The organism is Hymenobacter sp. FMD4, from assembly GCF_058932745.1.
Genome location: NZ_JBZYWH010000003.1, coordinates 180282 through 200869 on the forward strand (window position 1 = coordinate 180282; position 20588 = coordinate 200869).

Genomic DNA, 20588 nt, shown 5'->3' on the forward strand with positions numbered 1-20588 from the left:
TCAGTAACCGAGGCCTTATCTGCGGCGAACCAACATGACAAAGGTAGATCGGGGCAGGGGTGCTCATCAATCGCACGATGATGTGAAAGTGAAGGCAGTATTTAGGTAATCAGCATGTTACTAGAGCTGCGCCCACCCAAGTATGTGGTTTCAGCCAGCGGCTCATTAAAAATCGACGCCCGAACCACCCTGCGACTGCTCGCCCCGGCGGCGTGGCCGAGCCGGGCTTTGCTCGCTGCCGAAGCGGTAGCTAAAGCCAAGGAAAGCAATGCGCGTTTCGCGCTTCATGCGCAGGTCCATGTTGAGGCCGGGGCCGAAGGCCATCACGTTGAACTGCTGGGTATCGAACAAGTCCGAAACGCGCAGGGTGAGGGCGCCCCGGTCCTGCAGTACGCTGTACTTCACGGCCAAGTCAGTAGAGTATACCGCCCCGATGCGGCCCTGGGCCGTGAGCGTGGCCGAGCGGTAGTTGGCCGTCAGCTGCACATCCAACTTTTTCACCGGCGTAAAGCTCGTGTTCAGGCGGGTGCTGTACACCAGGTTGCGCCCGTCCGTTTCGGTACCGCTATTGGTCGATACTTCGTTGCCGAACAACGAGCCGTTCAGGTTAAGCCGCCACCAAGGCGTGAGCGGTTGCGTAAGGTTCATTTCCAGGCCGTAAGTGCGGTTGTAGCCCACGTTTTCGAAGTAAGTGAGGGTGTTTACCGCCACTACTTTATCATTGCCGCGGCGCAGCGTGTCCACCGATACCACGCCGCGGAAGCGCTGCACTTGGTTGCGGGTTTCGCGCACAAACAAGGTCGTGCTCAGCGTGGCCTGGCCCCAGTGTTTCTGGTGGCCGAGCTCCAGCGTGTGGATGTACTCAGGGCGCAGGTTGGGGTTGCCCTGGCGGGCGTTGCGCGGGTCGGTGTAGTTGCGCAGCGGCAGCAGTTGCGGCACATCGGGGCGGTTGAGGCGGCGGGCGTAGCTGAACTGCACACGCTGCTCACCGGGCAGGCTTTGGCTGAGCGTCAGGGAAGGAAACAGGTTCAGGTAGTCGCGCCGGAGGCGGGTACCAGAGTTGTGCACCACGCCGCGGCTACTGGTGTGCTCGGCGCGCAAGCCTAGCTGATAGCTGAATCCACCCTTTTCGTTCTGGAAGGTGGCGTAGCCAGCCTGGATGTAGTCGAAGTAGCGGTAGTCCATCGACAGCGAATCGACGCGGGCGTATTGGGCCTCGGCGCGGTTGAGGCGCTGAAACTCGTAGCGGCCATCGGTGCCGCGCAATTGGCTTCGCAGGCCCGCCTCTAAGCGTCCCTTGGCCCCGACGGGATGCACGTAATCAACTTGCGCCGATCCTTGCGGAAACACAAAGTTGATGGGTTGCCGCTGCAGCAGCTCGTCTAGGGGTTGGTTTTCGTTTTGCTTTTGCTCCAGCACGTTGTTGCCCTTTACAAAGGAGTACAAGGCATTAAAGGTCAGCTCGCGACCCTTCTGCTCCGGCCACGTGCGGCGGTAGTCTACGGCCGCATCGGCCGAACCCACTTGGGCGGTGGTGCCGCTGCGCACTTGCAGCGGGCCGGGCGTAGCCACGCCGCTGGTGCGGTGGGTGTACACCAGGTCGGCCACCTGATTTTCGCGCACGTTCAGGGTGTTATAGCGCGGCTGCACGGTGAAGGTCAGCGTTTGGGTAGGCGAGAGGGTGTAGTCGAAACCCAAGCGGCCGGCGTGCGTCTGGTTGCGTTGTACCTGCCGGGCCACCTGCTCCGTGTCGGTTATCCAGTCGGCATTGGCGGTTTGTTGGCGCGTATCAAAGCGGATGCGGTACTGATCGGCGCGGTAATCGTAAGAGCCAAACCAATTGAACCGGCCCTGGCGACGGTTTAGGCCCAAGGTGGCGTTGTACTTTTCGCCCGTGCCCAGGTTCAGCCCGGCGTTGCCGTTGAAGCCGTCTTTCTTTTCCTTTTTGAGCACGATGTTGATGATGCCACCCCCACCCGCGGCTTCGTACTTAGCCCCGGGATTGGTAATCACCTCCACGCTTTCGATGCTGCTGGCCGGAATCTGGCTCAGGTTGGCCGAGCCGCCGTTGCCAGTAGCCCCGGTGGGCTTGCCGTCGATGTAAATCGTCACGTTGGGGGTGCCGCGCAGCGCCACTTGCCCACTCTGGTCTACCGATACCGAGGGTACATTTTGCAGCACGTTCACGGCCGTGCCGCCTACGCTTGTCAGGTCCTTGCTCACGTTGATGACCTGCTTGTTGAGGTCATTTATTACGGCGGCCCGCTCGCCGGTCACCGTCACGCCTTTTAGCTGCTGAATGGTAGGTGCCAGCGTTACCGGGCCCAAGTTCAGATCGGCAGCGGTTGGCCCTACGGTTAGCTTCCGGCGCAGGCTGGCGTAGCCCAGCACCGAAGCCCGCAACTGATACTGGCCGGCCGGCACGCGCTCCAGCCGAAAAGCTCCGGTCTCGCTAGTTTGCGCGCCCGTGACCATTGTCGAGTCTTGAGCCCGAAGCAGCACCACGTTGGCAAAGGGCAGCGGCTCTTTGGTGACTTGGTCCAGTAAGATGCCCGAAACAGTGCCCGTGGTTTGGGCGGCGGCGGGCAGGGTAAGGCACGCAGCCAGCAGGCCAGTGCCTGTGGAGGCCCTGAAAGCAGCAGAAGTAAACATAAGATGGCAGGTGGGCCGGGCGGCAACTCTAGTGCCGGCGTCAGGAGCGACGACGGCGCTAGGGGCAGCGACGCGGCGGCCGTGGCAGGGTGGTTATTTTGGGCGAATGACCAGCCTGCCAGCCGTGGGTTGCGCATTCGGTTGCGCAGTCACATCATCATGTGATAAACCAAAAAGGCCCGCGCCAACGGCACGGGCCTTTCCCAGGTAGGGCCTAAACTTCAGGCTGTCAGAGTCAAACTGCTTAGCCACCAAACCCGCCGCCACCACCTTGCGGGGCTTGCTCGATGCGCTTGGTAGGCTTGGTTTTGCCCAGGTACCAGGAAAAGCCCAGGTAGCCCACGCGCGTCTCCCATTTGTTGTACGACTCGGCCGTGTAGTCCGAAGTAGGCGTCCGGACAAAGGATTCCGAAAGCTGACGCTGGGTATCGAAGATGTCGGAGATGCGCAGGGTAAGGGCGGCGCGGTCGTTGAACAAGCGCTGGCGCAGGGCCACTTCGATGCCTCCTACCGGGGCCAGGCGGCCCTGGGCGGTGATGACGGCGGCGCGGTAGTTACCCGTCACCTGAATATCCAGCTTGGGAGTGGGGGTGAAAGAGTTCATCACGCGCACCGTGCCCGATACCGTGCGGCGGCTCGATTCGTTGCCGGTGGCAGCCGTTACGTTGGTTTGGAACAGCGAACCATTGGCCGTGACGCGCCACCACTTGGTCAGCGGCTGATTGATCGAAGTTTCTGCGCCGTAGCTGTAAGCCTGCCCGAAGTTGGCGGCGTACTGCGCCGTGATGAAGGCTCCGTTGCCGTACAGGCGGCTGGCCTCATCATCAATGGCGGTCAGGCGCTGAATGGCGTTGTTGGTCTGGCGGTAGAAGAGGGTTGAGCTGATATTGGCTTGGCCCAGCGTCATCTGGTGGCCCAGCTCCAGCGCATTGATGTATTCGGGGCGCAGCGCCGGGTTGCCGATGCGGTAGTTACGCTGGTCCTGGTACAGCGGGAAAGCCAGCAGTTGCATAAATCCTGGGCGGTTCAGGCGCCGCGAGTAGCTCAGCTGCACGCGCTGATCAGCTTTGTCCAGCGTCCGCACTACCGTAGCCGAGGGAAACAGGTTCAGGTATTCGAGCTGGAAAGGGCCTTGGCCGTTCTTTACTTCGCCGCTGGTGTTGGTGTATTCGGCCCGGAGGCCGCCCTGCATGCTCCACTTGCCGAAGCCGTGCTGATAAGTGCCGTACGCGGCCTGGGTGTATTCCGTGAAATCGTAAGCGTAGGAGCGTTCGGGTAGGCGGTCAAATTCTGCGCCTTCGCCCCGCTGCTGCAGGAAATCATCGGTGCCGCTATTGGTTTGCCATTGGCCTTTTACGCCGAAGTCCATGCGGCGCTTTTCGCCCAGCGGGTGCACATAATCTACCTGCCCGCTTACTCCGTGCAAATTTACCTTAAGGTCTTGCTGCCATTCGCGCAGGTCGGTGGTAGCGCTGCCGGCGGTATTACGCTGGCCAATTACCACACCAGCCGTCAGGTTGACGTAGCCAATGCTGGCCGTCAGCTCGCGGCCTTTGTGCGCTTCCCAGGTCCGGCGGTAATCAGCCGAAGCCTCGTTGTTGTCTACGTTTTCCTTTACGCCGAAGGTGCTGTTGATCTGCCGGATGCCATTAGCATCCGCGATGGTGGCCTCTTGCCAACCGCGGTTGCCGCTGCGGTTCATGTTGGGTTCCAGGGTTACCGTCAGGCTTTGGTTGGCTGGCAGCGTCAGGTCGAAGCCGAAGCGGCCACTATAAGTCTTGTTGTGGCGTAGGTTACGGCCCGTCTGGTACGTGCTTTGGCGTACGCTTTCCGTTTCCACCAGCTGATTAGTCCACTGATTGCTGCGGAAACGCATGTCGCGCATGTCGGCCGAGCCAAACAGGTTGAGCTTGCCCGCGCGGCGGTTTAGACTTACGCTGCCGTTGTATTTGTCGCGGGTGCCGGTCGTAAAGGTTGCTTGTCCGTTGTAACCGTCCTTCTTCTGCTTTTTCAGGATGATGTTGATGACGCCCCCAGCGCCGGCCGCATCGTAGCGGGCCGATGGGTTGGTCACTACTTCCACCTTCTCAATGCTGCTGGCCGGAATCTGCTCCAGTCGGTTGCCCACCCCTCCGTTGGCTGCCCCCGTCGGCTTGCCATCAATGAGAATGGTAATGTTTGAGCTGCCGCGCATGCTCACGGTGCCATCGGCCGCTACAGCCACGGAAGGCACATTCTGTAACACGTTCACGGCCGTGCCACCCACGCTGGTCAGGTCTTTTTCTACGTTGATAACTTTCTTATCCAGGTTGTCCTCCACAGCTGCCCGCTCGCCAGTTACCGTCACACCCTTTAGTTCAGTGACAAGAGGCGTAAGCGCAACATTGCCCAGATCCATTTCAGTTTGGCTGCCCGTTACCACCACTTTGCGGCGCAGCGGCTGGTAGCCCAGCACCGTAGCCCGCAAGGTGTAGCTGCCCGATGCCACCTTCTCCAGTCGAAAACGACCTGCGTCGTTGGTAGCTGTGCCCGTGACCAGTGTGGAGTCCTGAGCCCTCAGCAGCAGCACATTAGCGAAGGGCAGGGGCTGCTGATTGGCGTTGTCCAGCAGCGAACCGGAAACAGCGCTTGGATTTTGGGCCAGGGCAGATGAAACAGCCGAAGCACATAGACCGGCTGTAAAGCCAATAAACCGGGAGTAAGAAGTAAACATCATGTGAAGTCTGGCAAGTAGAAGTGCGAGCGAAAACACCTGTAGTAATGGCTAGTACTTGGTAAAACAAGGTACATGGCCGAAAAAAAGGCGGATTTTACTCCGCAAAGGACTGGGCAGTCTAATGCTCCCGGTGGGGGAGCGAGTACCTGATGCGGGCACTCGCTCCCGTTTCTTGGTATGGCCAGCTGGGTGCTGGTATAAAGGCAATGGTGCGATGAGGGAGCAACAGGCACATAAGAGTGGTGCCTAAGGCTTAGTGGCCAGAGCTACCGCGTTGGCGGGCAGTGTCTTATTGGCAATTACTTTCGTGTTTACCGGGATGAGGCCATAAGTACCCAGGTCGATCAAGTTGCGGCCGGCAGCCAGCGTAATAGTTTCATGCAGAGGCAAGTAGCCGGGCACTTCTACGTGTAGGGTATAGTGGCCAAAAGCAGCCCGATCAAGGCGGAATTCACCATTTTCGGCTGTCACAGCGCCGGCAGTAAGCTGCTCATTTTCCTGGCGCATTAGTGCTACTACAGCATTTTCGACGGGACGGCCGGTGTACTGATCGATCAGGAAACCGGTGAAGGAACCGGTAATCTGAACGCTGGAAGCCGATGCCGAGGTGGGCTCCGAGAAGTTGGCGGCAGCAGGTTGAGAAATGGATGCGGCGAGTAGGCCAGCGCCCAACAGAGCGCGGTGAATCAGGGAGAATGACATGACTGAAAAGACGAAAAAGGTTACACGAACGGGGTTTGCCGTCGGGCAGCTGGTGGCCGCGGTTCCACTCAGTGCTGTCCGTCCGACCAGTGAAGGCAGACGAAAAAAGACGATCAGCAGCGCTAAAAAGCGGTTTTAAAGCTGATTGTCACCAGTGTTGCACATGCAGGTGGTAGCCCTGGGGCTGCCTTTGCCCGGTCGGTTACCGAGCTCTGATGGCGGTGGTTAGTTTCAACGTTTCAAAGGTAATGATAGGTACTTTGTAACGCAAGGTACTGTTGATATTTTTTTATTGTTAATCTTCAATTCCGCTTTTCCGATATCTGGAGCGGCTTTTGATGACTAGATGGAAGCCTTTTGTTATCAGTTGCCTAGCCTTTAGAAAATCTTTTGCTTCTGAGTCGCTCAACATCATCAAGCAGTTATTCCCAAGGCAAAGCACGTTTTGTAATCGCAACAGCCTGCTGAGAAAGCCTGTTGGCCTGAGTTCAAAACCAAACAGCTATAAAGGAAGCTGCCAGGTAGCGCTGAGGTAAGGAGCAAGTACACAACGGCCGCGGTCCGTTATGCTTTTCACTCTCACTTCGTTTCAATGACTACGAACTATTTCGTAGGATGCATGGGCCAATAAATTTTTCTTTGATCGGCGGTAGAAACTTTGATTTCGCCCATTGGTTACAGCGCCTAAGGAAAATATTTTAAGCTGGTTGCCCTTGGGGATTGTGGCTCGCCTTAAAGACACCGCCACAACCAAGTTGATGCCACAAGAAGCAGGACTAATTACTTGACCTACTACTTGTGGCTTGACATCGGCAGCCGTGCCGAACTTGTAAGCAGCTAACACGGCATAAAAAAACCGCCAGCCTAAGAAGACTGGCGGTTTACTTTTACTTGCTAGGCGTAGTAACTACCTGGCCATTTCGGTACGTTTTCCTCTCGGTTACGGTCTTACCGTCGGGACCGAAGTAACTCCATACTCCGGTTTCCCTATTGTTGCGAAATTGCCCGGCCGCTTCTTGAGTGCCGTCTTCTCGTAGCAAGCGGTACGGGCCCGATTTAAGGCCAGACTTCCAGGTAGTCTCGCTGCGCAGCTTACCCGACTCGAAATATTCTTGCTCCAGCCCGCTCGCTTTGTTGCCTTCGTAAGTCACTTTGCGCTGCAACTGTCCATTGGGGTGGTAGCTGAGCTGCTCGCCGGCCAAGCGGCCGTTGAGATAGGTTTCCTTACGCTGTAGCTGCTTGCCATCGGGATAGAAGCTGCGCCAGGTACCGGTACGCAAGCCGCTCTTAAATTCCTGCTCCTGCTTCAGGGCACCGTCTTCGTAAAACAGCTTAGCCTTGTAGTCCTTGCCCGCATTCGAGTAGCTGGCTTCCTGCTCCAGCTTGCCGGAAGGGTAAAAGTAGCGCGACTGGCCTGCCAGCACGCCGGCTTTGTAGTTCTGGGTGCTTTTGGGCTGCCCGTCTTCGTAATAAGTCTTTACCAACCCTTCCAGGTTGGCCGTGCCAGGAGCCATTTGCTTGGCACGTTTGGTTAGGTCGTCGCCGAGCTGGTTGGTAACGGGGCGCGTAGCAGCAGTGGCCGGTACGTAGTTGCCTTCGGTCTTAAGCTTGCCCGATGGGTAGTACGTGCGCATGGTTCCGCGGCCGGTTTTATCCATGGTCACGTCGGTTTCCAGCTGACCATTCTCAAACCAGGTCTTGTATCCCCCGGACAACAAGCCATTGCGGTAGGTGCCTTCACTTTGGAGCTGCCCGCTGGGAAAGTAAGTGCGCACCACGCCGTTGGGTTGCCCGTTCTGATAGGTCATTTCTACCTGGGGCTTGCCTGAGGCGTACACTTGCCGAACTACGCCGCTGGGTTGGCCGCGGTCCAGCGTCGTTTCCAGCTTTAGCTCACCCGAGGGGTGATACATCTTGATGGTGCCGTTGGGTTGATCGTCTTCGTAGGTGCCTTCCTGCGCTATTTTGCCGCTGGGGTAGAAGGTGCGGAAGGGGCCCTGGCGCTGGCCTTCCCGGAAGGTTACTTCTAGGCGACGCTGTCCGGTCTCGAAGAACTCTACGTAAGCACTGTCGGGCTTGCCGGCGCGGTAGCTCGTCTGTACTTCTTGTTTGCCAGATCGGTAAAAGCGTTTGTAAGTGCCTTGCATCACGGTGTCACGCCCTACCAGCGCCCGGTATACCTCACGTTTCTTAGTGCGGGTAGTGTCGAAGTAGGTCGTCAGGACGCGGGGACGCTGGGCCCAGGCCGGAGCCGCCAGCAGCAGGAGCAGCCCCGCTAGCAGTAGTTTGTTCATGCTATTCAGTATGCGCGTTCAAAGTAACAGCAGCGGTGCGCAAAAAATTGTGCCGAATTAAAAAGCAAGATGTAGCATTCTGCCGGCTCAACAATAGCCGGCTGCCATAAGTGCTGCTTCGAATGCGAAAGCGTCCAAACGCAAACTGCCCCGCACCTTGCGGCGCGGGGCAGTAGCCTACAGAACTCAATCGGTAATTCTGACGTGCTACAGCTTCTTGAACACGAGGCTGCTAGCGCCGCCGCCACCGTTGCAGATGCCCGTCACGCCGATGCTGCCACCTTCGTTGTTCATCACGTTCAGCAGCGTGCTCACGATACGCGCGCCTGATGCCCCCAGCGGGTGGCCCAGCGACACGGCACCGCCGTACACGTTTACTTTGGTGCCTTCCAGGTTCAGCAGCTTGTTGTTAGCCAGCGAAACCACTGAGAAAGCCTCGTTGATTTCGTAGAAGTCAACCTGCTCCGGCGCTACACCGGCGTACTTCAGTGCTTTCGGAATGGCCAGTGCGGGGGAGGTGGTAAACCACTCCGGCGCCTGCTCAGCATCAGCAAAGCCCAGAACCTGCGCGATGCCCACTACGCCCAACTGCTCAGCTTTTTCCTTGCTCATCAGCAGTACGGCGGCTGCGCCGTCGTTCAGGGTAGAGGCGTTAGCGGCCGTTACGGTACCTTCCTTGATGAAAGCCGGCTTCAAGCCCGGCACTTTCGCGAAATCTACTTTCAGGTACTCCTCGTCGTCCTCAATCACCGTGGTCTTACCGCGGCTTTCGATAGTTACCGGAACGATTTCGTTTTTCTTCTTGCCGGCTTTAGCTGCGTTGGCGCTACGCGTGTACGACTCGATGGCAAAAGCATCCTGCTCTTCGCGGGTAATGCCCATTTCCTTGGCCGTGTTTTCTGCTGCGTTGCCCATGGCGTAGTCGTGGTAGGGGTCCCACAGGCCATCTTTCATCAGGCCGTCGATCATCTGACCGTGGCCGTATTTCGCTCCGAAGCGAGCCTTCTCCAAGTAGTAAGGAACGTTCGACATGCTTTCCATGCCGCCGGCCAGTACCACATCGGCGTGGCCGAGCATGATGGCTTGGGCAGCCATCATAATGGCTTTCGAGCCCGAAGCACAGACTTTATTGACGGTGGTGCATTCCACCTCGTAGCCCAGACCGGCCTTGAGCGCCGCCTGACGGGCCGGGGCCTGACCTAGGTTGGCCGAAATCACGTTGCCCATGATTACCTGTTGCACCTCTTTCGGGTCGACACCGGCTTTTTCAAGGGCACCTTTCAAGGCAATGCCGCCTAGCTCCGTAGCCGACAGCGAGGCCAGGCTGCCCCCGAAGCTACCGATGGGCGTGCGCACGGCCGAAATGACATAGACTTCTTTGATTTGCATGAAAGTAGAAAGGGTGGGTTGGGAGAGTAGATTGTCTGTTCTAAGCTGCGGTCAGCAGCAAGTCAAAAGTAATAGGAATTTTCGGGGTAAGGCTGGCACTGAACCGGCTCGGTGACGTGCTCGTGCCATTACCAAGCCGGCTTGCGAGGATCGGGCCGCTGCGTGGCCCGGTGCGGCAGTTGCTGCAGGTACTGCTGCTCCGCCGCTTGCAGCGCATCCAGCAGCTGCCGGGCCTGCGCCTCACTCAGGTTCAGTGGCTGCAGCCGCTGTTGCGTGATTACGCGCCGGTCAGCCGCCGAAGCGCCTTGATTGGTAGCTGCTTCGTTGCTGCCCGACTGCTCACTAGCGGCTCCGGTATCTAGGCCTCTTTCGGTTCCAGGGCTACTGCCTTGGGCCATGGCGCGCTGCTGGCCGCTGCCGGTGTTGCCGCTTCTGGCCCCACCGGCGTCGTTGCCTCCTGACCCAGCTGATGGCTGCGGCGGAGCTTGGCCCCCCGCCATTTGATCTGCCGACGAGCCGCTGCCGCCTTTCTGCGCGTCCGGCTTGCGGGCCGGTGGGGGCGGAGGTGGGAGTTGGGGAGGGGTACGCCGGCCCTGATATGAGCGCAACAATTCATAGTTGAACCGAGCCGTGGCGTTGCCTGGGTTATCGTGCAGAGCTTGGCGAAGCAAAGTTGTGGCTTGGGCATAGTTGCCTGCCTGAGCAGCCAGTACGCCCAGTTGCTGCCGGGCCACGCTCCGCGTCACCGCCGATTTGCTCTGGGTGAGGGTGCCATAGGCTTCGCGGGCCGCAGCGGCATCACCAGCTTGGCTATAAGCGTGCCCAAGGTTCAGGTATAGCTGCTCAGAAGTGGCCCCCAGGCTCCGAGCCCGATCATATGCAGTGGCTGCTTTGGCATAGTCGCGGCGGGCATAAGCCGTTTCAGCCTGTCGCAGCGCTTGGTTGGCTTGGTCCACCCGCTGGAACGTGCCCCACCAACCTTCCCCGATAAGCAGCAGCAATGCAACGAAAATCCGCATTAGGGCTTAATAACGGTGAAAGCGAGTACGGCGTCCAAGGCTAGTAGCACCAGTGCCGCAATTAACGGATACTCATAGCGGTTGTCGGCGACTGTTACAGTTCTAACCTGTTGCGTTTGGCCCTCTAAGCGGTTGAGCGCCCGCAACAGCAGTGGAAACTCATTGCGGCGGTTGGTAAGCTCCACATATACGCCGCCCGTCGCCTCCGAGAGACGGCGCAATGCCGCTGGCTGGAGCCGGGTTACCACTGGCTTGCCCTGTGCATCGGGCAGGTAACCGCCCGCCCGCGGAATACGGCCTCCCTCAGTGGTGCCTACGCCCACGGTATACAGGCGCATGCCGCTGCGCACCAGTTCCCGCACCGTGGCGTCCATGTTGTCGCTAAAATCCTCTCCGTCGCTGATCAGCACCAAAGCAGTGGCCCGGGGCGCTGCCTCGGGGCTGGTGTTGGGTATGGAACTAGCCACCATTCGCGTCATGGCTAGATTTAATGGGTGAGTCAGATTAGTACTGCCTGCAGGTACCAAACGCGTTTCAAGCGTATTCAGCAGCAGCAACAGCGTGTTCTGGTCATATGTCAGTGGGCAGTGTACAAAAGCTTCCGAACTGAACACGATCAGGCCAATGCGGTCAGCTGGAAATCGTTGCACCAATTCCTGGAGCTCGGCCCGGGCTTTCTGCAGTCGGGTAGGGGCTACGTCCACTGCATCCATGGAGCGCGAAAGGTCTACCATAAGCCACAGGTCCTTACCGGCCGTGCGTACAGCCCGTTGTGTAAGGCCATAGGCTGGTCCTAGCAATGCTATCAGCAGCAGACCAAGGGCTAACATGCGGGGAAGAAATTTGAACAACACGCGCCATCCGCTTTGGCCCATAGGGCGCGCCAAGCGTGCCGTGCGCAGAGCATACCCGGCATACAGGAAGAGTGTAGCCGTCAGAACTATGGTCTCCCATTGGGTCCAGGAATACAGCCAAGTAAGCATCAAATGAGGCCTGAAGCCGGCAAGGGTGGAAGTCAAAGATAATGGCCCAGAAGAGCTGAAACGTAGATTTTTTTTTCACGGTCGGTTGTTTTCCAAATGCCGCTTGTATATTTGCGCCACCAAAGGGCAAGCGGCCCTTCGAATTTGCCACAACACGGAGAGGTGGGTGAGTGGCTGAAACCAGTAGTTTGCTAAACTGCCGTAGCTCTAAAGGCTACCGGGGGTTCGAATCCCCCCCTCTCCGCACTTTGAAATGTTGAATGTTGAGGGTTGAATGCCGATGGCTTCAACGTTTTGACCCTCGGCGTTCAACATTTCTGCTTCTCGGGGTGTAGCGTAGCCCGGTATCGCGCCTGCTTTGGGAGCAGGAGGCCGCAGGTTCGAATCCTGCCACCCCGACACCATTGAAAGCCGTCTGCCCGCCTAGTGGGGTGGGCGGCTTTCGATGTATTAGGCCTAGTTCCTAATTGTTAGAAACAACCTACACTTGACTTGCGAAGTACATTGCAAGTGTAAATTTGATTAAGGCTTATTTGTATTGCCTTCTTCCGCTCCCGTAGCTCAGCTGGATAGAGCATCTGCCTTCTAAGCAGACGGTCGCACGTTCGAATCGTGCCGGGGGTGCTTCAGTATTCCAGCCACTTGGTCTCAAGACCAAGTGGCTGATTTGCTTTCAGTGCTTACGGGGCTTTGATGCCAAGCAATGCCAACGAGGTGAGATAAGCTCAAGCCGCTTGAGAGAAGTCGGCTTGAGGAAGCTACAATCCCCATCAAGCATCCGGCAGGTGCAAATGAGGCGATGCTGAGTAAGAATATTTGCTGCTATACAGCTGAGGTTGTGGCAAGTGTGTTATGGGGGTTGTCTGAAACAGACTTTAAGCTGGTGATGATGCGAGACAAAACGCGGGTGAGTAAGCATTTGACAGTCGAGGGGAAGGTGTTTTATCAATAAATTCTTTTTGTACATTGGCCCTGATTCCACTGGTGTTGTGTTTTGGTAAAAACACTTACAGTCGACTTTCTTTTCAAACCACCCCCTTTGTTAACACCCATGAAAAAAACTCTACTTTCATTGGCTTGCGCAGCGCTTTTTTCCGCGCCGGCCTTCGCTCAAACTGCTAATCCATTTTGGGTAGCCCAGAACTTCGGTGCATCCGTCGTTCCTGCCAACTACACTGTAGAGAAAGTTCAGGCTGTTAATGCCGCAACTGTATGGGTACTGACGCGGGAAAATGTAACTGGTGCTCAAACCCGCAGCTACGCCCGCTCGATTGACGGCGGCAACACTTGGACTGGTGGTGCTATTCCGGCCTTACCAGCAGGGATGGGAGTAGCCAATATATCGGCTATTGATGCCAACACAGCTTGGATTGCGGTTTTCCCGACTACACCTGCAGCAGCTACGTCGGGTGCTGGTGGTATCTATAAGACCACCAATGGCGGTACTTCTTGGACGCGTCAGCCCACGGCTCAGTTCAGCGGTGCTGCAGCATTCGCCAACGGTGTTCACTTCTTCGATGCCAACAACGGTGTGGCTTGGGGTGACCCGAACCCCCCCGCAGTAGGTGCCCGCTTTGAGTTCTACACCACCACCGATGGCGGCACTACTTGGACGCGCAATAACAATGCTCCCACCGCCTTGGCGGTTGATGAATATGGTAATGCAGGAGCTTACTTTGTGATGGGCAACACCATTTGGCTGGGTGGCTACAGCGACAGCGGCAGCGGTGCTCGTTTGTTCAAATCGACCGACCGCGGCCTGACTTGGACTGCTGCTGCCTCTGACCTCGTTGATGCCATCAGCTATATTGCCTTTACCGATGCGCAACGCGGCGTAATGTCGAGTGGCTTTGACGTAATTGCTACTACCAACGGTGGTACAACCAACTCCCTTGTAGCCTACAGCGGTAACTTCCGTCCTTCGGGTCTGGATGTAATACCTGGTTTGCCCAATACCTACATTAGCGTAGGTCAGGCAGTATTACAACCCGCCAGCATTGCTGATTACGGTAGCTCCATCTCGCGCGACGGGGGCTTGACGTGGACTGATCTGGAAACCGGTAAGATTCAGTTTGAAGTAGACATGCTCAGCCCCTCCATCGGGTACACCGGTGGCTACACGGGTCCGTCTACGGGCGCTAGCACGGGTGGAATGTTCAAACTGAACCGTGTGCTGACTTCCAACCGCGCTAGCGCTGCGTTGCAGGCTTCCGTGCAAGTATTCCCGAACCCGAGCAACGACGGCGTGTTCAAATTGAACGTGGCTGCCAACAACTCTAACCCGCGCCGTCTGAGCGTTACCGATGCGCTGGGCCGCGAGGTGTACACCACTACGCTGCGTGCTACCGGTGCCACCTCGCAAGACGTGCTGGTAGACCTGAGCAAGCACAAAGCAGGTATGTACACTCTGCAACTTGAGACGGAGCAGGGTGCCGTAAGCAAGAAATTAGTAATCCAGTAATCTGCTGAATCACTAGTAGAAGCAGCCGCTACTCGATTCGAGTAGCGGCTGCTTCTTTTTTGTTCTTTGTTACTTGAGTTTAAGTAGTCATATCTATTGGAGAAGAATGCTTCGGGCGCTGAGTTATCAGGACTCAGGCGCGCCTGAGGACTATTGTGAAGCAAGTCACTGAAAGCTTCAGCTATTACTGCTTTAGGAATGCGATTTTAATCGGGTCTTGTAATACGAATAACCCCGCAAAACCTAGCAAAAAAGGGATGTTTCGGTATCTTCGCGTGTTATACAGGAGCTGAACTTTAACCGCCGCACATGAGCGAAATTCAAGAGAAAAAAGCCCCCGCCGCATACTCGGCTGATAGTATCCAGGTACTGGAAGGGCTTGAAGCCGTGCGCAAGCGCCCGGCCATGTATATCGGCGACATCGGTATCAAGGGCTTGCACCACTTGGTGTGGGAAGTAGTCGACAATTCCATCGACGAAGCGCTGGCTGGATACTGCGACACGATTGACGTAACCATCAACGAAGACAACTCCATCACGGTGCGCGACAACGGGCGCGGCATCCCGGTGGATTTTCACCAGAAAGAAGGCCGCTCGGCGCTGGAGGTTGTAATGACCGTGCTCCACGCCGGGGGTAAATTTGATAAGGACAGCTACAAGGTGTCCGGTGGCCTGCACGGCGTAGGTGTGAGCTGCGTAAACGCGCTGAGCAACCTGCTGCGTGTAACCGTTTACAAAAACGGCCACGTATATCAGCAAGAGTATGAGCGTGGTGCGCCCATGTACCCGGTGAAGCAGATCGGCGATACGGAGCAGAGCGGTACGCAAGTAGAATTCTGGCCCGATGACTCCATCTTCACCGAGACAGTATACCGCTACGAGACCATTGCTACGCGTTTGCGTGAGTTGGCGTACCTGAACAAGGGCATTCGCATCAACTTGATGGATCTGCGGGAGAAGGACGACAACGGCGTGGCCCGCGGCGAAACCTTCTTCTCGGAAGGTGGTCTGGCTGAGTTCGTACAGTACATCGACGGCGAGCGGAACGTGCTGATGCCGCGCCCCATTCACGTGGTGAGCGAGCGGGGCGGCACGCCCGTAGAAGTAGCTCTGCAGTACAATGACTCGTACCAGGAGCACATCTTTTCCTACGTCAACAACATCAACACCCACGAAGGTGGCACGCACGTGGCTGGCTTCCGTTCGGCCTTGACGCGCACGCTGAAAGCTTACGCCGATAAGTCGGGGATGCTGGAGAAGGCGAAGGTGGAGATTCAGGGCGATGACTTCCGCGAAGGCCTCACCGCCGTGATTTCGGTGAAGGTGCAGGAGCCGCAGTTCGAAGGCCAGACCAAAACCAAGCTGGGCAACAGCGACGTGAGCGGCGCTGTGAACCAAGTGGTGGGTGAAATCCTGAACCAGTACTTGGAGGAAAACCCTAAGGAAGCCCGCATCATCGTAGAGAAGGTGATTCTGGCGGCCAAGGCTCGTATCGCGGCCAAGAAAGCCCGCGAGATGGTGCAGCGCAAAACCGTGCTCGGCTCTAACTCCCTGCCCGGCAAGCTAGCCGACTGCTCGGAATCGAACCCCGAAATCTGCGAACTGTACCTGGTAGAAGGTGACTCGGCCGGCGGTACCGCCAAACAGGGCCGCAACCGCATGTTCCAAGCCATTCTGCCGCTGCGCGGTAAAATCATGAACGTGGAGAAGGCGCAGGAGCACCGCATCTACGAGAACGAGGAAATCCGGAACATGATTACGGCGCTCGGCGTCACCTTCGGCGAGAAAACCGCTGATGATGACGGCAACGAGACCCGCGCCATGAACCTGGACAAGCTGCGCTACCACAAGGTCATCATCATGACCGACGCTGATATTGACGGCTCGCACATTCGTACGCTCATCCTCACGTTCTTCTTCCGCTACATGCGGGACTTGGTCGACAAGGGCTACATCTACATTGCCCTGCCTCCGCTTTACCTCGTGAAGCGCGGCAAAGAGGAGCGTTACTGCTGGACCGAGCAAGAGCGCATGGCCGCCCAGGAGGAACTGGGCAAAGGCCGTCCGGAGTCGGTGAACGTGCAGCGCTACAAAGGTTTGGGCGAAATGAACGCCGAGCAGCTCTGGAGCACCACCATGCAACCGGAAACCCGTTCGCTAAAGCAGGTAACAGTGGAATCAGCGGCCGAAGCCGACCACTTGTTCTCCATGCTGATGGGCGATGAAGTGGCACCACGCCGCGAGTTTATCGAGCGAAACGCGAAGTATGCGAAACTGGACGTGTAAGTCCGAAAATAAAAAAGCCCGCCTCGTGCGGGCTTTTTTATTGGGCATGCCGAACAAGTACTAGTATCGTGTCCAACCTAAACCGGATACGATACCTGTTGATATGCAGCGGCAAAGCTCTGATTGAGGATTTGCTATTCGATTCGGGGCAGCACGTGAGATGCCTCGACAAGTTCAACAGGACGTTCTGACCAAACCCTTGCCACATGCGACAACTTATCTCCTCCGGTTCACCTTGGGAAGGCCCCGTGGGCTATTCTCGCGCCGTACGCGTGGGTAATACAGTGGAAGTGGCCGGTACTACTGCTCAGGACGGAGATTCGGTTACGGGCTCTGATGAATACTCGCAAACACGGCGCATATTGGATAAGATTGCGGTGGCGTTGGAAGAAGCGGGAGCCTCGCTGGAGCAGGTGGTGCGTACGCGCATCTTCGTAACCGATATCCGTCAATGGGCAGCAGTGGGGCGGGCACACGGCGAGGTGTTTGGTCGCATTCGGCCGGCCAGCACGATGGTCGAGGTAAAGGCATTAATTGATCCAAGACTATTGGTAGAAATTGAAGCCACGGCCATTATTTCGTAAATCTGCGCAACCCCAAGTACCACCACCCGAATACCCAGGTAGCATTAGCGCCTCTATGAAACTGTTTAAGTCATCGGACCTCATCCGGAAAAGCAAATACATCAGCCGCGACCTCAGCTGGTTGCGCTTTAATTACCGCGTGCTCGACCAAGCCCGCGACCCAGCTCGCTCGGTACTGGATCGGATGCGTTTCCTAGGCATCACGGCTTCCAACCTCGACGAGTTCTTCATGATTCGCGTCGGTTCGCTTTATAATTATCTCGACTACGGTAAAATGCGCGTCGACTATTCCGGTCTGCGCGAGCTGCCGTTCCGGCGCAAGCTGCTGGACTTTGCGCACCGCTTCGTGCACGATCAGTCCCAAACCTACACCCAGGAACTGCGGCCACTGTTTGCCCGCACCGGATTTGATATCCTGCGGGTGGAAGAGCTGACAGAGGTAGAGCAGAAGAAGGCCGACGGATACTTCAAGAATACCGTCTTCCCGTTGCTCACGCCGATGGTGTACGATTCGTACCACGGCTTTCCGCTGATGATGAACCAGCTGCTCATCTTCGGGGTGGTGACGCGCATGAGCGGGGCCGGGCCCGATGAGGGGCAGGAGCGGCTCACCTTCGTGCAGATTCCGGCCAACCTGGCGCGCTTTTTTGAGCTCACGCGCAAGGATAGGGTCATTTTTGTGCCGATTGAGGAAATCGTGCGGGCCAATCTCGATAAGCTGTTCCGCAACGTGGATATCGTGTCGGCAACGCTGTTTCGCATCACCCGCAACGGCGACTTCACCCTGGAAGAGTCCGATGACATTGACGTCGACTTCATTCAGGAAATTCAGCAGGGCCTCAAGACACGCAAGCGTGGCCGCGTGGTGCGCTTGGAGGTGGAACCCGACGCATCGAACTTCCTGATGCAGGTGCTGAAGGAGCGGTGGCAGATCGACAACGGAAACGTGTTCGTTATCAACGCTCTAATTGACTTGCGCGGAGTCAACCAGATTGTGCGGCACCCAAGCTTCCGCGACAAGCTGTCTAAGCAACCCTCACCGGTAGCCCCGCTCAGCTTGCCATCCGGGGCCGATGAAAATCTGTTTGAGTACCTGAAGCACCACGACGTGCTGATGCATCACCCGTACAACTCCATCGACCCGGTGGTGAAGCTGCTGGAGCAGGCCGCCGTCGATCCGCATGTGCTGGGTATCAAGCAGACCATCTACCGCCTCGCCGACGATTCGCGCGTATCGGCCGCGTTGCTGAAAGCGGCAGAGAACGGCAAGCACGTATCGGTGCTGTTCGAGGTGAAGGCCCGCTTTGATGAGGAACGCAACATCCGGGAGGGTGCCAAGCTGGAAAAAGCGGGCTGCTTTGTCATCTATGGGGTGAGCAAGTACAAGACGCACACCAAGATGGCCATGATCATCCGCAAGGAAGGGGAGAAGGTGACGCGCTACGTGCACATCGGCTCCGGGAACTACAACGAGCAGACGTCGCGGTTCTACACCGACGTGAGCCTGCTCACGACCAACGATGTGTATGGCCACGACGTGTCGGAGTTCTTCAACGTAATTACCGGCCACTCCCAGCCCGACGACTACCAGTACCTTATCACGGCGCCCAAGGACATGCGCCAGCAACTGGTGCAGCTTATTCGTGACGAGGCCCGCAACGCCAAGCGCGGCGTGCCCAGCGGCATCGTGATGAAGATGAACTCGCTGGAAGACCGCGAAATCATCGACGAGCTGTACAAGGCCTCCAAGGCCGGTGTGCCCATTCGCCTGATCGTGCGCGGCATCTGCTGCCTGCGGCCCGGCCGCCCCGGCCTGAGCGACAACATCGAAGTGCGCAGCTTGGTAGGCGAATACCTGGAGCATACGCGCTTGTTCTACTTCCACCACGCGGGGCAGCCCAAGGTATATTCCGGGTCGGCCGATGTGATGGTACGTTCTTTTGACCGCCGCATCGAGGCATTGTTCCTCATCGTGAATCCGCAGCTGCAGCGCGAGGCCATCAATATTCTGTACTTCAACCTAAAGGACAACTACAACACCTACCACATGCGCGAAGATGGTGCTTACATCAAGCGCATTCCGTTGCCGGATGAGGTGTTGTTCAATGTACACAAGGAGTTCTACCACAAGCAGTATGGCTTGGTACCTGCCGCGTCTCTATACGAGGAGTACCTAGCTGCCGTACCGCCGGTGGTGGCGCCCGAAGGCGAGCCGATTGCCCCGTCGGAGGACGGATTGATTGCAGGCGAAGACATCTTGCTGCCCGAAGAAGAAAACGAAAACGGGGAGCCTGTAACCGAAGCCGAGTTCGTGCATACGCCGCCTGGTCCCTTAGAGCCCGGTCCGGTGCCGCCCGTGGTGCCGGAAGAGCGGTAAGCCCCAATTAAGCATGACGCCCGTAAAAACACCGCGCCCCGAGCAGCTAGCTGCTCGGGGCGCGGTGCTTACTTAGCCTTCCATGCTTTTCTGAATCAAAGGCACGGGCATGGTCTTCGAATGATCGGAGGCAGGCCGGATTTCTTCAAAATGATCTTCGAACAGCGCCTGCAGCATGCCGTCTTTCAGGCCTATATCTGGCACAAGCATGTCTTTGGCGCCCGACCATTCCATGGCCGACAGGTAGATGTGGCCTGCGGGCACGATGACGTCGGCACGGTCGGGGTTAAGCATTAGCAGGTTTACGCGCTCGTCCATGCTGAGCTTGCCCAACCGGGTGAGGATGTCACTGATTTGGCGGCGGGTGATGGCCTGATCGGCGGGCAGTTGGGCTAGCGAGTAAATTTTGTTGATGTTGCCGCCGGTGCCAATGGCACGGGTGACGTGGTAGCGCCGCGCGTTTTCTCTTACCCACTGCTCCATGCGCTGCCACATGTCCTGCATGGCATTGGCGGGCTGGCCATCTTGCTGCAGGCGGCGAATAGAACCGACCTCAAACGACTGCGAAGCCACCTTACGGCGCTCGGAGTACAGATTATACTCGGTGCTGCCGCCACCCACGTCGATGTGTAGGTAATGGCGCTTGTCTTCCAGCAGCTGCATAATCACCCGATTCACGTACGCCGCTTCGTCTTGCCCGTCGATGATTTGCACTTTGATGCCCAGTTCGCGCTGCATACGGTCGGCAATGGCCTGCCCGTTTTGGGCTGAGCGCATGGCCGAGGTAGCGCAAATCAGGAAGTGACTTACGTCGTGCACTTCCATAAGCAGCTTCAGCGCGTGCAGAAATTTCACGAACTTCTCTTCCTTGGCCGGGGAAATGTGTCCGGTGGCAAACACGTCTTCGCCGAGGCGGAGCGGGTAGCGCACGTATTCCACGCGCTTCAGGCGGTAGGATCCCCCAAACTCTAGCACTGCTGAAATCTGACAACGAACGGCGTTGGAGCCGATATCAATAGCGGCCAATTTGAGCAGGGGATATTCCATTGGAGCAAAAACAGGTAAGGAGGAAGGCACAAAGATAGAAAGCCAGGCAAAACGCGGCCTTCCTGGTATTCGGCATGC

At 57.3% G+C, this 20588-nt stretch carries 12 protein-coding genes and 3 tRNA genes; 7 read left to right on the top strand and 8 right to left on the bottom strand.

What is annotated here, in order from left to right:
* Positions 1-165: 165 nt before the first annotated feature.
* From AC5FXY_RS04655 to AC5FXY_RS04685, 7 genes are all read right to left on the bottom strand, one after another.
* The gene (locus AC5FXY_RS04655) at positions 166-2652 is read right to left on the bottom strand and encodes a TonB-dependent receptor (RefSeq protein WP_493555474.1); all 2487 of its coding nucleotides are present in this window, start codon (positions 2650-2652) and stop codon (positions 166-168) included.
* Positions 2653-2896: 244 nt separating this feature from the next.
* A complete protein-coding gene (locus AC5FXY_RS04660) occupies positions 2897-5368 on the bottom strand; it encodes a TonB-dependent receptor (protein WP_493555475.1) in 2472 nt (823 codons plus the stop codon).
* A 246-nt stretch (positions 5369-5614) separates the two neighbouring features.
* Positions 5615-6070, bottom strand: coding sequence for a carboxypeptidase-like regulatory domain-containing protein (locus AC5FXY_RS04665; protein ID WP_493555476.1), 456 nt, complete (start codon positions 6068-6070; stop codon positions 5615-5617).
* Between the two features lie 887 nt (positions 6071-6957).
* Positions 6958-8364 carry a toxin-antitoxin system YwqK family antitoxin gene (locus AC5FXY_RS04670; RefSeq protein ID WP_493555477.1) on the bottom strand — a complete coding sequence of 469 codons (1407 nt, stop codon included), beginning with the start codon at positions 8362-8364 and terminating at the stop codon, positions 6958-6960.
* A gap of 207 nt (positions 8365-8571) precedes the next feature.
* Positions 8572-9753, bottom strand: coding sequence for an acetyl-CoA C-acyltransferase (locus AC5FXY_RS04675; protein WP_493555478.1), 1182 nt, complete (start codon positions 9751-9753; stop codon positions 8572-8574).
* 128 nt (positions 9754-9881) lie between these two features.
* Positions 9882-10772, bottom strand: a complete 891-nt coding sequence (locus tag AC5FXY_RS04680) for a hypothetical protein (RefSeq protein WP_493555479.1) — start codon at positions 10770-10772, stop codon at positions 9882-9884.
* On the bottom strand, positions 10772-11602 hold the full coding sequence (locus tag AC5FXY_RS04685) for a VWA domain-containing protein (protein ID WP_493555480.1): 831 nt from the start codon (positions 11600-11602) through the stop codon (positions 10772-10774). The genes AC5FXY_RS04680 and AC5FXY_RS04685 overlap by 1 nt, the downstream gene beginning before the upstream one ends.
* A gap of 309 nt (positions 11603-11911) precedes the next feature.
* On the opposite strand from AC5FXY_RS04685, the gene AC5FXY_RS04690 reads away from it, so the two are divergent.
* The 7 genes from AC5FXY_RS04690 to ppk1 all read left to right on the top strand — a co-directional run bounded on the left by AC5FXY_RS04690 (position 11912) and on the right by ppk1 (position 19463).
* Positions 11912-11999: transfer RNA gene (locus AC5FXY_RS04690), tRNA-Ser, on the top strand.
* Between the two features lie 81 nt (positions 12000-12080).
* A tRNA-Pro gene (locus AC5FXY_RS04695) sits at positions 12081-12154 on the top strand.
* 151 nt (positions 12155-12305) lie between these two features.
* A tRNA-Arg gene (locus AC5FXY_RS04700) sits at positions 12306-12379 on the top strand.
* Between the two features lie 427 nt (positions 12380-12806).
* On the top strand, positions 12807-14216 hold the full coding sequence (locus tag AC5FXY_RS04705; protein ID WP_493555481.1) for a T9SS type A sorting domain-containing protein: 1410 nt from the start codon (positions 12807-12809) through the stop codon (positions 14214-14216).
* A gap of 309 nt (positions 14217-14525) precedes the next feature.
* Entirely contained in the window at positions 14526-16502 is a 1977-nt protein-coding gene (gyrB, locus tag AC5FXY_RS04710) for a DNA topoisomerase (ATP-hydrolyzing) subunit B (RefSeq protein ID WP_493555482.1), read from the top strand.
* Positions 16503-16708: 206 nt separating this feature from the next.
* On the top strand, positions 16709-17086 hold the full coding sequence (locus tag AC5FXY_RS04715) for a RidA family protein (protein WP_493555483.1): 378 nt from the start codon (positions 16709-16711) through the stop codon (positions 17084-17086).
* Between the two features lie 55 nt (positions 17087-17141).
* Positions 17142-19463, top strand: a complete 2322-nt coding sequence (ppk1, locus tag AC5FXY_RS04720; RefSeq protein WP_493555484.1) for a polyphosphate kinase 1 — start codon at positions 17142-17144, stop codon at positions 19461-19463.
* Positions 19464-19535: 72 nt separating this feature from the next.
* Here ppk1 and AC5FXY_RS04725 read toward each other — a convergent pair whose 3' ends face one another.
* Positions 19536-20510, bottom strand: a complete 975-nt coding sequence (locus AC5FXY_RS04725; protein WP_493555485.1) for a Ppx/GppA phosphatase family protein — start codon at positions 20508-20510, stop codon at positions 19536-19538.
* Between the last annotated feature and the right edge of the window lie 78 nt (positions 20511-20588).